10 protein-coding genes are annotated in these 12,884 nt (G+C 43.9%); 8 read left to right on the plus strand and 2 right to left on the minus strand.

Going from position 1 to position 12,884, the window contains the following annotated elements; all coding sequences use genetic code 11:
• The first annotated feature begins 2 nt into the window (after positions 1-2).
• Together ABEB05_RS09315 and ABEB05_RS09320 are read left to right on the plus strand one after the other, a co-directional pair.
• Positions 3-1,385 carry an eCIS core domain-containing protein gene (locus ABEB05_RS09315; protein ID WP_265789573.1) on the plus strand — a complete coding sequence of 461 codons (1,383 nt, stop codon included), beginning with the start codon at positions 3-5 and terminating at the stop codon, positions 1,383-1,385.
• A gap of 80 nt (positions 1,386-1,465) precedes the next feature.
• Positions 1,466-3,388, plus strand: coding sequence for an eCIS core domain-containing protein (locus ABEB05_RS09320; protein ID WP_265789575.1), 1,923 nt, complete (start codon positions 1,466-1,468; stop codon positions 3,386-3,388).
• 242 nt (positions 3,389-3,630) lie between these two features.
• Here the strand turns inward: ABEB05_RS09320 and ABEB05_RS09325 are convergent, their stop codons facing one another.
• Both ABEB05_RS09325 and ABEB05_RS09330 read right to left on the minus strand, forming a co-directional pair.
• Positions 3,631-4,242 carry a hypothetical protein gene (locus ABEB05_RS09325; protein WP_265789577.1) on the minus strand — a complete coding sequence of 204 codons (612 nt, stop codon included), beginning with the start codon at positions 4,240-4,242 and terminating at the stop codon, positions 3,631-3,633.
• A gap of 22 nt (positions 4,243-4,264) precedes the next feature.
• The gene (locus ABEB05_RS09330) at positions 4,265-5,182 is read right to left on the minus strand and encodes a hypothetical protein (protein WP_265789579.1); all 918 of its coding nucleotides are present in this window, start codon (positions 5,180-5,182) and stop codon (positions 4,265-4,267) included.
• A 273-nt stretch (positions 5,183-5,455) separates the two neighbouring features.
• Between ABEB05_RS09330 and ABEB05_RS09335 the strand changes: the two genes are divergently transcribed.
• From ABEB05_RS09335 to ABEB05_RS09360, 6 genes are all read left to right on the plus strand, one after another.
• Positions 5,456-5,653: a hypothetical protein gene (locus ABEB05_RS09335; RefSeq protein ID WP_265789581.1), complete on the plus strand. Its 198-nt coding sequence runs from the start codon at positions 5,456-5,458 to the stop codon at positions 5,651-5,653.
• A 298-nt stretch (positions 5,654-5,951) separates the two neighbouring features.
• A complete protein-coding gene (locus ABEB05_RS09340) occupies positions 5,952-6,203 on the plus strand; it encodes a hypothetical protein (RefSeq protein ID WP_265789583.1) in 252 nt (83 codons plus the stop codon).
• A gap of 125 nt (positions 6,204-6,328) precedes the next feature.
• Positions 6,329-7,273, plus strand: coding sequence for an L-histidine N(alpha)-methyltransferase (gene egtD / locus ABEB05_RS09345; RefSeq protein WP_265789585.1), 945 nt, complete (start codon positions 6,329-6,331; stop codon positions 7,271-7,273).
• 114 nt (positions 7,274-7,387) lie between these two features.
• Positions 7,388-9,823, plus strand: a complete 2,436-nt coding sequence (priA, locus tag ABEB05_RS09350) for a replication restart helicase PriA (protein WP_265789587.1) — start codon at positions 7,388-7,390, stop codon at positions 9,821-9,823.
• 152 nt (positions 9,824-9,975) lie between these two features.
• A complete protein-coding gene (locus ABEB05_RS09355) occupies positions 9,976-11,919 on the plus strand; it encodes a glutamate-cysteine ligase family protein (RefSeq protein ID WP_265789589.1) in 1,944 nt (647 codons plus the stop codon).
• Positions 11,912-12,865 (plus strand): succinylglutamate desuccinylase/aspartoacylase family protein, encoded by a 954-nt coding sequence (locus ABEB05_RS09360; RefSeq protein ID WP_265789591.1) that lies wholly within the window; start codon positions 11,912-11,914, stop codon positions 12,863-12,865. The genes ABEB05_RS09355 and ABEB05_RS09360 overlap by 8 nt, the downstream gene beginning before the upstream one ends.
• The last annotated feature ends 19 nt before the right edge of the window (positions 12,866-12,884 follow it).

A 12,884-nucleotide genomic window follows, 5' to 3' on the forward strand; every position in this document is an offset into this window, starting at 1 on the left:
TTATGAAATCAGCTCAACCAAAATCCTCCGTCGAATCCACGCATTCTGCTACTCCGATCTTAAGCAGAGATCAAAAAAACAATTTCTTTGCCTCTAAAGCTAATGCTCCCCAATCCTTCTTCAGCCCAACAACGATTCAGCCCAAACTAAAAATCGGGCAGCCAGGTGACAAATATGAGCAGGAGGCCGACCGCGTGGCGGACGCCGTTGTAAATTCACCAGATGCCCCGAATTTACAGCGCCGGTCCGTGGAAGAAGAGGAGGAGATGCTGCAAACACAGCCCCTTGAGGAGGAAGAAGAGACGCTGCAGACCCAGCCTATGGAGGAAGAAGAGGAGCTGCAGGCGAAGCGGGAGCCCGGCATCCAGCGCAAGTGCGAAGAGTGCGAGCAGGAAGAAAATCTGCAGACGAAACAAAAACCAAGAGGCCACACACAATCGGGTGTTGCAAGCAGTAAACTGAGCCATCAATTGAAATCAAAAAGCGGCAACGGTAGCCGGCTGCCAGAAGGTGTGCAAACGGAGATGAGCCAAAAAATCGGAGCTAATTTTAGTGGGGTGAATATCCATACAGACTCAAATGCCCACCAAATGAACCAGCAACTTGGTGCCCGGGCCTTTACCCACGGCAGGGATATCTATTTTAATGAAGATGAGTATAGTCCGACTTCAAATAGTGGTAAACATTTGCTGGCACATGAGTTAACACATGTGGTTCAGCAAACGGCGAAGAATCCTCCCAATATTCAGCGGCAGGTTGCCGGTTGTAACCCGTGCCCTTCACCTCCCAATCCTGATATTGACGTTAAAATTCGGCCCGTCCTACAGTATTCCAATCTGGGTGCAGGTCACTTTGGAAGCACCCGTTGGACAGGCGCTAATGTTCCCTTTTTAAGCATTTGGCATCGGGAAAGAAGGAACTGTAATACCTGCGGTCCCAGTGGTAATTCAGCCGAGTATGATTTATGTCCACGTAAGGCTGTAATTCGAGCTAATGTTCCGGTTTTGATCAACAGGAATGAGTTGAACAGGAGAGGGCCAAATGGCGAGCGGTGGTTCCAAGACTGTAACAGTCCATCCGATCGGCGATTTATAACTCGGGCAACTGCACAATCCAGCATGACAACCCCGCAGCCGATAACCGTACAAAGTACTCGTGTACATGAAGGCTATCACATCGACGTATCGGAACAGGTGCTGGAGCAACAACTTTCAAATCGAAATGACATAAGCACAGTGTGTCCTTACAACAGGACAACGATAGATAATTGGAAATCATCATTAGAAACAACCTGGCAGAATCAGACCCGATCTATACTGCGGGGTAACCCATCGGAACCTTCGGAAGAAGGCAATGCCAGAACCCATGAATGCAATAGTTATTAATCTTTAGTTTTAAAATTAAAGGGTTTAAGATGTTGCCTGCAATTTGTTAAGGCCGTTATTGCCAAAAGAAATTATTTAAAATGAAAACTGTCGATTCACAAACTACGCCGGAATCTACAAATACATCCATTCCTTTACGGAACGGAAGTGAGAAAAGTGATTTTTTTTCCGCCAGATCTGGCTCCTCTATTCCATTCTTTGGCCCTTCCACTGTCCAGCCAAAGCTCAATATTGGACAACCCGGCAATAAATATGAGCACCAAGCCGACCGCGTGGCAGATACCGTGATGCGTATGCCCGATTCCCAAATACAACGGCAACCAATTGAAGAAGAGGAAGAAGAACTGCAAATGAAGCGGGAGGAGACACTCATCCAGCGGAAGTGCGAGGAGTGTGAAGAAGAGGAAAAGCTACAGAAGAAATCGGATGGAAAATCGACTTCGGCTGACAGAGCGAGCAATATAAGCAGCCAGCTGGCCTCTAAGTCAGGGACAGGTAATCGTTTGCCAAAAACGGTCCGCTCAGAAATGGCCCATAAGATGGGAGTAGATTTTAGCGGAGTGAATATCCACACCGGCCCTGCCGCGCATAAATTAAACCGGCAGCTGGGCGCCCGGGCGTTTACCCACGGAAGCGATATCTACTTCAATAAGGGAGAGTACAATCCAGAATTTTCAGAGGGAAAACATTTATTGGCCCATGAGTTGACGCATGTGGTGCAGCAGAAAGGAGACGGTCAGAATAAGATTCAGCGATTCGTAAATTGTGAAGAAGAGGAGGGATGTCAAGAACGGGATACCGGTGAGATACCTCGTTCAAGGAGTTCAGAAATGATGGTAGCTCCCATTAGCAATCCTGTTGAAGGTCTACTTGTTAGCCATTTTACGGTTGGCAGCAGCGATCTGAAAGAAAACCTTGAAAATAACTCTATTTGGACGAATTACTGGGGGCAGATGATTACCAACGAAAATATTCAATGGCAGATACTGGGTTTTTCTGATTGTCATGGTAGTGATAATGTCAACACCTTGATTCGTTGGGAGCGCGCCATAGCAGTGAATAATGCTTTGCCTTCTCCTGCTCGTCAAAAGATTGTTGGTTTTAGAGCTGCGCCACTAGACCTTTGTATTGCTGGTAATGAGACCGAAGAATCGAGAGCTTATAATCGTTCGGCACTAATTCAGCAGGTTATCACCGGATATGATTTTGACGATGGAGAGGAAATTACAGCCTGTCCCACTCCGCAAGAATGGTTACGCCGTGCTTTGGCAAGAGCTGAAATAACGATGAGTGATTGGGAACCCAGCGAAGGGTTTGAGACGAACAGAGAAACAGTGATGAATGTATATGCCTATTATGAATATCTATATCAAACCGATTCTGATCTTTTATGGGCGGGCATGGCTAAGCTTGCTGGAGGTACTGTTTTTGGAGCTATGGAACAGGCACAAAGTGCACAGCGAATGGCAAGAGCAGTTCCCCAGGTGGCGCCTATTGCCGATTATTATTCCAATAGATTAATGGAGCTACTGCTTGCGATGCAGAAAGATATTTTCCTGGATCTTGGCTGGCAACATCAAGCCTATATTGAAAGAGGGCTGGAGTGTCTGGAATCGATTATGGCCGGAGATAATATACCTATCGAAGCGTGGCGCGATATTGCGAGTGGAGAGTCAGGCCGGGTCAGTGAAGGAAATCAGGCTTTATTACGACGGGAGCAGGAGGAAATCTTGCCGCCATATTACGATGAGATACAGGATATACCTGATATGGATATTTTACCCCAGGCGATGTCTTTACTTTCACAATCTCCAATTCCGAGTGGACGTTCTTTTGATGAGGTAGTTGAGGATGGTGATATTACAGAATTTGAGGATCGTTGGAGATGGATTACTGAAGACATGCTTCCTAAATATGAGAATTTACCTGAGGAATATCGGTCAAGGCTGGTTGATACCCCTCTTGAACAGCTAGCGGAACGGGATTTTCCCTCAGAACCTTGAAAAATAAGGCTGCAATTTTTTGTTGTGCAGTTAGATAATTATTGAAGTTCTTTATTAAAATCAACCAGCGGAGCCTATCCCGATGAGTAGAGCTTTAACTTGATTTATACCTGTTGTTGTCTCCGCTTTTAAAATTCATTTGCCCTGAAGTCCTCCTTGGAAAAATAGATAATCAACAATCGGCCTTATAGAAAATTTACGGAATACGGTCGTACGTTGTTTTTTTACGTAAGTCATATCCATCAAAATATCTCCCGTATCGGGTAGACGTACACGAGGTACAAGTAGAAAAAAGCCAGCGATATTACGAGGATAATAACACCCAGAACCGGGGAGGTTACTTTAATGCCTTTCGCCGAGGCTTCGAATTCGGTGACACTGCTTTCTGTGGCAGCCTCGTCACCTTCTTGTTCTTTCCGTATTGATTTGTAGAACTGTATACCCGAAAAGCTGATGCCGGAAAATACCAGCAGCAATACGCACCAGAAAATCAGTTTAGAGGAATAAAGCTGCCAGGCAAATACTTCCTTGCGATGTTCAAAACCAGAGACTCGGTATTCATAATAGGCATACATCGCATCCTGGTAGATGGCCATTGTTGAGTCATCAAATAGTTGCTGCTGGGCAGGGGTTGGAGGGTTAATAATGGAATTCGAAAAAGAGGGAGTAGCAGATGACTGTTTCTCTTGCTCCATTTCCTGGAGAATCTCCTCAACTGTTTTATCCTGTTGAGTAGTTGTGGTATCAGAAATTGAATCGGGAACTTGAGCCAGGGTTGGTACCGATATGGAGAGAAGAGCAATAAGCAAAGCCGATCTTAGAAAAAATATTACAGCTCTTTTTGCAGCTATCATAGAGATTGTTTTGTCAGGTATGCTATTGGATGTTATTCATATAAAGTTTTTCCAGAAATGTGTATCTGATATTTACCTGTTCGTAAATCGTATCACTGTTTTCCTCTTCGTACTGCATGTAGTTTTTAAATGATTCCTCATCTTGTAATAGAATATCGATCCGGTCCAACAGGCGGTTTCCATGATATTCAATCCAGGCATTCAGACTAGATAACCATTCCTGGTTGGCCTCGTCGTTTGATAAGGGAACAAATCCGGGTGGTGTGGCTTTTTGTACCTCTATAAACAGCATCTGCATAAAAGTAGTATCTCCGGTAGCAGGATTTATCCGATATCTGATATTGTTGGGTGTGATACCTGCAATTGATCCTTCAGAATAATGCGTTTCTATGGTCCCATCCGGCTTCACAATCTGTTGTACCACTTCGGCGTCCTCGGGAATTTCATAAAATCCAGAAGTAGAGGTATCGGGAATTACTTTTTTCGGCTTGACTTTCAGTATGTTAGGATTGATTTTTGAGGGATTTAGAAATGTCTTGAACTTAGAGGCAGAAAACCTGAATTCAACAGGGAAATAAAATTCAGAGAGTAACTGATTTTGGTTTGAGTTATACACCTGCACTCTGAGTTGGTCAACAGTTGCTACACCTGATCGAATAGTGAAATCTACGGTATGTTGGCCCTTTCCTTTGAAAATTGGTGATCCACTGGCGGCATAGTTGGGAGTCGGATTCCCTGAAGTGATAGGACGTATATAAATTCGAGCCCCATCTGCTCTGTCTATTGTGTAATCAAAAGTAATGGATACTTTTTGTTCAAAAATCAGGTTAGAAGGTGAATCGGGGGAGATGTCAACGATCGAGACGGACTGCGCAAATATATCGCCTTTTGAGATTGACAGTAAAGCTAAAATGATAAAAGTAAAAATAAGCCTTCTCATAATTTATCCCTCACTTATTAGTTTTGAGGAAGATTCCAGTCAGGCTTAATTGACCTTTATTATTTATTAATAAAAAATATTTATAATAACACTACCGAACTTTACTACCGAATTTTTCGGGATCCGGCCAAGCCATAGGAGACAATTAGTGGCAGCATTCAGAAGTAAAAGGGTCCTTCTTCTTGCAATATCTACCCTAAACTGCTTTATTTAAAAGAGAGGGTAATTTTTGAGCCTTTTAATCGTTAAACAATAAAAAAAGGATTGCACCCTATGCCTGAAAAGATCGATAAATTTGAGGAAATGATTGAGAATCCAACGTCTCATCAGCTTAAAGCCTACTACGATGCCAAAGAAAAAGCATGCCTTGATGCTATGAAATCAACAAGGTCCAAAAATCCACATAACAAGGGGTCTAATTTGGCTGATTTCTGGGATTATGTCTATAAACAGTTTTATGAAATCCAATGAAATTCTTCTGAAAATAAGATTGTAAAACTATTTTCAAGCTAAATATGTTAATTTATTACTAAGCATGGTTAGATACTTCATTAATCGTTGAGGAGTTAGTAATTGAAATCGTAATTTTTTGCTATAGAAGCCTGCAGGAATAATAAACTGTAGGCTTTTTTATATCATAGTTAGTTTTACATATAGGATATTAACGAGACCGAAATAATATTGATATACTATTCATTAATAATGATATATTATATTTTATAATGAGTATGCAGTATGTGCTTAATATCAATATAGAATAGGTGTCATTATGGATATTAAATTTGTTGATAGGAACAAAATAAAACGTGCCAAGAAAAGGTCCTCGAAGTTTAAGCCGCTGTTAGAAGCTTTGGATAAGCTGGAAGTTGGAGGAGATGCTATTGAAGTGGATTACGAAGATGAAAAGAATGTCAATTCCATGCGGACTGCTGTCTACCAGTATAATAAGGAGAAAGGAGTCAAGATTAAGACAGGTAAAGATGCAGAAAAGAAGAAGATCTATTTTTATAGAGAAGAATAAACCGTTATGAAATAATCTGCTTCAAATAATATTCCTCCTGATAATAATGAGCAGCGACAACAATCATTTTATATCTGTCAGACTTGGCAGGTTCTAATTATAACTTTGCACCTCTGTACTTTATTATGGCAAATTCGAAGGCGGTTAATGAATCAGCAATGTTGGATGAGATATTGCATGGATTGAAACGTCCCAATAAACGTCTTCCCAGTAAATATTTTTATGATGAGATGGGCTCGAGACTTTTTGATCAAATTACCCGGCTTGAGGAATATTATCTTACCCGCAAGGAGAAAGAGATTCTTCAAAATAATATCGATGAAATAGTTGATAATATCGGGACACGTGCGATGTTAGTGGAATTGGGGAGTGGTAGTAGTCAAAAGACTCGCTTGTTGCTTGATCAACTCGATAATTTATCAGCTTATGTGCCGGTGGATATTTCGGAGAAGTACCTGCTGAAGGCTGTAAATGAGCTGCGATTGGACTACCCAAGAGTTACTATTATTCCCGTTTTTGCTGACTATACCAATACCTTCAGGCTTCCTGATTTGAGCGGAAGTTATGAAAACCAAGTGATTTTCTTTCCAGGATCAACGATTGGTAATTTTTCCCCGGATGAAACCCAGCAGTTCCTGCAAACAATGGCTTCTCTGAGTGATAGAGAGGCTGGAATGCTTATTGGAGTGGATCTCAAAAAAGACCGGGAGATATTGGAAGCGGCTTATAATGACTCCAAGGGTATTACGGCGAGTTTTAATAAAAATCTATTGGTGCGCGTAAATAAGGAATTCGGGGCTGATTTTAATACCGATCAATTTACACATAAAGCAACATATAATGCTGGGAAGGGACGTATAGAAATGCATCTGATATCGGATTGCGAACAGTCGGTTTTGATTAAGGATGAAGAAGTAAGTTTTGAAGAGGGTGAGTATATTCATACCGAAAATTCATATAAATATACGTTAGAAGATTTTGAGTCGATAGTGAGTAAATGGTTTACGGTAAAGGAAGTGTGGACTGATGAGGACGCTTTTTTCTCGGTTCAGTATCTCGACAAAAAATGAGCGGTCGACAAGTAAGAGTTAAAGTATCCCATATCTGCTATTGATTGGCAGTCGGAAATTGGATATGCTTTTCCCACCACAATAACCAATCATTTTAACGAGCAAATATTTTCCTTGTCTTTATACGCTGATATTGTCTTTCCAACTGCAGTGCGTCAGCCTTTTACCTATGAATTGCCGGAAGTACTAAAAGAAAATGCCGCTCCCGGGAGACGGGTATGGGTGCCGCTTCAAAAACACAAGGCGATCGGTATGATCGTCAATATACACGATCGAACCCCGAACTTTAATACGCGTAAGGTTGAAAAAATTCTGGATGAGGAGCCGGTGCTTTCCGATGAACTGTTGCGGCTGACTGAGTGGATGTATCGTTTCTACTATTGTGGATGGGGTGAGACCGTGCAGGCAGCCCTGCCGGCCGGACTTAATTTCTATGCGGAAAAGAAGGTCCGGGCCGTTATGGATGAAATACCCGACTATCTGGATGAAAAGGAACAGGATATCGTTGCGGAGGTTCAGTCAGAAGAAGCATACTCTTTGAAAGAGGCCAACAAGAGATGGGGTGATAAGGTTATCAAGCGACTGGTGGGACAAAAAGCGCTGGAGATATGGGAAGAACCAGCTCTTAAAATGGAGCCCAATACTGAAACGCTGTGGCGATGGTCGACGGAGGATGCGCCCGAAAAAGCCCGGAAAGTTATACGGGAGCACAAAGAAAAGGATCAAAGTTATAAATGGATTCGGGCATTAGAGCTACTTTTAGAGTTAAATTTGCCGGAATTTCAACCCCAATTGACGTCTCATGACCTGCTTGAATATTATACACTTAATCGTATAAGCGAAGAGGGGTTGATTATTTCGAAAGAGGTGGAAGCCAATAATTTAAGCCTTAAATATGAATATGACCCTTCCCAGCTTAAGACCTTGAATGAGGAGCAGCAGGAAGCTTATGAGGCCATTGAAGAAGTTCTATCAAAGAATCAGTTTGCTTCTTTTCTGTTATTTGGTATTACGGGCAGCGGCAAGACAGAAGTCTATATCCATGCGCTTAAAAAAGCGCTTGAGCAGGGGAAAGGAGGGCTGGTGCTGGTGCCGGAAATTGGATTAACCCCACAGATTGTAGAGCGTTTCTATCACATTTTTGGGGATGATATTGCGGTTTTACACAGTCGCCTGACTAATCGTGAGCGTTATGATGCCTGGCGGGCGCTGCAAAAGGGAGAGAAAAGTATTGCCATTGGAGCCCGGTCAGCGGTTTTCGCCCCGGTGCAGGATTTGGGACTCATTATTGTTGACGAGGAGCACGATGCCTCTTACAAACAGGTGAATCCTGCGCCCCGCTATCACGGCCGGGATGTGGCTATTATGCGGGCCTACATGAATAATGCAGCCGTGGTTATGGGCTCCGCTACGCCCAGTATGGTTTCTTTGCATGGTGCAAAAAAAGGAAAGAGTAAGATGTTATCGCTGACGGAACGTCCTTTTGAGGCAACACTCCCCGAGGTAAAAGTGCTGGATATGAAGCAGTATCGATCGGCGATGCGGGGGCCATTGACGGTTCCTTTATTTGAGGCCGTAAAGGAAGCGATGGAGCAAGAGGAGCAGGCCATTTTGTTGTATAATCGTCGGGGTTTTTCTTCTTACCTGCAGTGCGGGCACTGTGGGGAGATTCCGGAATGTCCCAATTGCTCGGTGAGCCTGACCTTTCATAAATCCAAGAAACAACTTAGATGTCACTATTGTGGGTACTCAGAACGACAACCCCGGTGCTGCAGGGAGTGTAATCATGAGGCTGTTGCCCCTCGTGGAAGTGGTACGCAAAAATTGGAAGAGGAGCTTTCTGAGCTTTTCCCTGATGCCCGAACCCTGCGCATGGATTATGATACGACCTCCGGAAAGGAAGCGCACGCCAATATACTCCAGACATTTGGGCGCAAGGAAGCAGATATTTTGGTGGGTACACAGATTGTAGGCAAGGGACTTAATTTTCCGGATGTAACCGTGGTGGGCGTCATTGATGCGGATACTGAGCTGGCTTTCCCCTCTTTTCGATCGGGTGAGCGAATGTACCAGTTACTGAGCCAAGTGGCAGGCCGATCGGGACGGGCAGAGAAGAAGGGGCGGGTCTTTTTTCAAACCTGGCAGCCGGATCACCCGGCAATTAAGACAGCACGCAAGCACGATTATAAATCTTTTGCGCGTCAAGAACTGGCTTATAGGAAAATGCTGGAGTATCCCCCCTATTCGCGGATCATTCGATTTACATTTAAAGGTAAAAGAGACACCCGGGTACGGAGGGTGGCGTATGCATTTACGGAAAGCCTTACAGAAGTTCTGGGAAATATGGAGGCTGTTTTGGGACCCTCACCGGCTGCTATCGCCCGCATGCAGAACTTTTATCGGTGGGAAAGCCTCTTAAAGATAAAGCCTTCCAATGGTGCAAGTGCCATTGAACGACTTATAGACCAGACCTTTGAGCGGTATGAGAATCGTAAACCCAAAGGAGCCAGCAGCGTCCGAATTAACGTGAATGTAGATGCCTTGGAGTAGAATTTCCACCTGCTGCTCCCATCATTAAAAGTTTTTGTAATTGGTACAGGGATCGTTAAAAGGCTTAATACCGTTTAATTATGCTTGCATTGTACTTAAGAAATTCGATTATTACAGCCATTAACACTTGTTAACAGTTTAGTGAGGTGCCTATGGGTGAGTCCAGAGTAAAGCTGGCCGACAGTCAGGAAGAAGTGCAGCGGTTTATGAAATATGTGTTGAAGGACTTGCGGGCGCTGGATCGTATGCTCGAGGAAGATGACTGGTTTGAGACCGATCCGATCCGTATCGGAGCCGAGCAGGAGCTCTGCCTGGTCAATCAGCAAGCGAAAGCATGGCCGCACTCAATGGAGATACTGAATAAATTAGAGAGCGAGGGTGCGGAAGGTTTTACCACGGAGTTTGCCAAGTTTAATCTGGAAATAAACTTAAAACCACTGGAATTTACCGGCGATTGCCTGTCGCAGATGGAGGAAAACCTTCAACAGCAGATAGACCGAGTACGAAGAGTAGCAGAAGATATGGGAGGAGAAATACTATTAACAGGTATCCTTCCAACCATCCGGAAGATGGATATAGATTTGAAAAATATGACGCCTCTGCAGCGGTATAGAGCTCTTTGCGAGGCTATTACGAAACTCAGAAGTGAGGATTTTGATCTGCGCATCCAGGGGATGGATGAGCTGTTGATGAAGTTTGATTCACCGCTTCTGGAGGCCTGTAACACTGGTTTTCAGGTACATCTGCAGGTAGATCCGGAGGAGTTTGTTACTAAATATAATATTGCCCAGCTGGTTACGGCACCGGTACTTGCAGGAACAGTAGGCTCTCCTATATTGTTTGGCAAGCGTCTGTGGAATGAAACTCGTATTGCACTTTTCCAGCAATCAGTGGATACCCGAACCGTAGGCGACCACCTGCGTGAAAGCAGCCCCCGGGTTACATTTGGCAATGAATGGGTAAAAGAGAGTATTTTAGAAATTTTTCAGGAAGATACCGCCCGTTATCGTGTAATGTTGAGTTCGGAAGTAACTGAAGATGTGGAGAAGATGCTGGATGAGGGGACACCCCCAGCCTTGAAAGCTTTGCAGGTACATAACGGAACAGTCTATCGGTGGAATCGTCCCTGCTATGGATTATTGGACGGTAAAGCGCACTTGCGTATTGAGAATCGCATGATGCCTTCAGGTCCCACGGTAACGGATGAGGTTGCCAATTCAGCTTTTTGGCTGGGACTGATGAATAAGATGGATGATTATTATCCTAATATATCTGAAAAAATGGATTTTGATGATGCACGGATGAACTTTGTTGCGGCTTCCAAAATGGGACTGGATACAAAGTTCCGCTGGTTCGACGACCAGCGAATAAATGCTGTCGACCTTATTACCGAGGAATTACTCCCTATTGCTCGCGAGGGACTAGAGGAAGTGGATATCGCCAATAGCGATATATCTGATTACCTGGGATTGATTCGGGATCGGGTTTCTTCCGGCCAAACACCATCGTATTGGATGCTGAATAATTATGCCGCTTTGATGAAGGAAAATGAATCCAAAGAACACACGCTGGCGGCTATCACCACAGCGATGGTTAAGAATCAGAAAAAGGGTGAGCCCGTCCATAAATGGGGTCGAGTTCGGATTGAAGACCTGGACCACTGGGAGCCTTCGAGCCTGATTGTAGAGGAGTTTATGACCACTGATCTATTCACGGTGCAGAAGGATGACATCCTGGAATTTGTAGCTAATTTGATTGACTGGCGGCGTATTCAGTATGTTCCGGTAGAGGACGAAAAGAAACATTTGGTGGGATTGGTTACTATGCGCATGATGTTTAATGAATATAGTAAGGCAGTGAATCAGGGAAAAGATGTGGTAGAATCGGTCGAGGATATCATGATTGATAATCCGATTACGATTCATCCGGAAGCTTCAATCATGGAGGCAATGGATATTATGGACAGTCAGGAGATTGGATGCCTGCCAGTGGTTAAAAATAACCGTCTGGTAGGTATTATTACAGAACATAACTATATGAAAATAGCAGGACGACTGTTGAAAGTATTACATTCGAATAACGATCCTAATGAATAAAACGGCTACAACCGAAGATAACATACAAATAGCGTCAAAGCGGATTATTGGATCACTGGAGGGGCCCAAAAAGGGTCCGTTGGTTATTCTTTTAACCGGAATGCACGGCAATGAAACGGCTGGTGTGGAGGCGGTGAGTAGTATTCTTGAACTTCTGGAACAGCGAAAGGAAGAGTTTCGGGGAAGGCTCTTGGGAATACGCGCAAATCTGCAAGCCCTGCAGCATGGAGTGCGCTATGTGGATGAGGATATGAACCGCATCTGGTTTACTTCTATTATTGAAGATATTCGATCTAAGCCCGAACATCATTTGCGATCAAGCGAGCGCGTTGAAGTTAAGCGGTTGTTGCGAATCCTTGATCGCCTTCAGGAGAACAGCAGTGAAAAAGTGATTCTTGCCGATGTTCATACGTTTTCGGCAGAGGGAGCTATGTTCACGATCCCCGGCAAGGTAAACGAGCATCGCGAATTGTTATCCCAAATCTATGCACCAATGGTATTTGGAATCGGGGAATCGCTGCGTGGAACGGCATTGAAATATTATCAGAAGCGCGGGATTCTTTCATTTGCCCTGGAAGGGGGACAGCATACCAATCAGTTAACGCAGTACAACATTACGGCTTCCTTATTTTTGCTGCTGCAGGCCTTAGGCTGTATTAAGTCAGAACATTACCCTGAGATAGCCAAATTTCGGGAACATCTTCAGTCTCATACCCGACAGCTTCCTGCCCAAACCGAGTTGGTATACCAGCACATGATAGAGGATGGGGATGAGTTTAAAATGCGTCCTGGCTATAGTAATTTTCAGAAGGTTAAAGAGGGAGAATGGCTGGCTTCCGACCGCAGAGGAAAAATTGAAGCCCGTTGTGATGGCTATATCCTCATGCCGTTATACCAGGAGCAGGGGAATGACGGATTCTTTATTATCAAAGAGCACGAAGCTTAACAATTTTTCTTATTTTCCA

The sequence above is a fragment of the Fodinibius salicampi genome (assembly GCF_039545095.1).
GTDB classification, from domain to species: Bacteria; Bacteroidota; Rhodothermia; order Balneolales; family Balneolaceae; genus Fodinibius; species Fodinibius salicampi.

Coding starts and splice junctions, on each gene's coding strand:
- ABEB05_RS09315 (WP_265789573.1), top strand. CDS start 3: ATGAAATCAGCTCAACCAAAATCCTCCGTCGAATCCACGCATTCTGCT.
- ABEB05_RS09320 (WP_265789575.1), top strand. CDS start 1,466: ATGAAAACTGTCGATTCACAAACTACGCCGGAATCTACAAATACATCC.
- ABEB05_RS09325 (WP_265789577.1), bottom strand. CDS start 4,242: ATGATAGCTGCAAAAAGAGCTGTAATATTTTTTCTAAGATCGGCTTTG.
- ABEB05_RS09330 (WP_265789579.1), bottom strand. CDS start 5,182: ATGAGAAGGCTTATTTTTACTTTTATCATTTTAGCTTTACTGTCAATC.
- ABEB05_RS09335 (WP_265789581.1), top strand. CDS start 5,456: ATGCCTGAAAAGATCGATAAATTTGAGGAAATGATTGAGAATCCAACG.
- ABEB05_RS09340 (WP_265789583.1), top strand. CDS start 5,952: ATGGATATTAAATTTGTTGATAGGAACAAAATAAAACGTGCCAAGAAA.
- egtD (WP_265789585.1), top strand. CDS start 6,329: ATGGCAAATTCGAAGGCGGTTAATGAATCAGCAATGTTGGATGAGATA.
- ABEB05_RS09355 (WP_265789589.1), top strand. CDS start 9,976: ATGGGTGAGTCCAGAGTAAAGCTGGCCGACAGTCAGGAAGAAGTGCAG.
- ABEB05_RS09360 (WP_265789591.1), top strand. CDS start 11,912: ATGAATAAAACGGCTACAACCGAAGATAACATACAAATAGCGTCAAAG.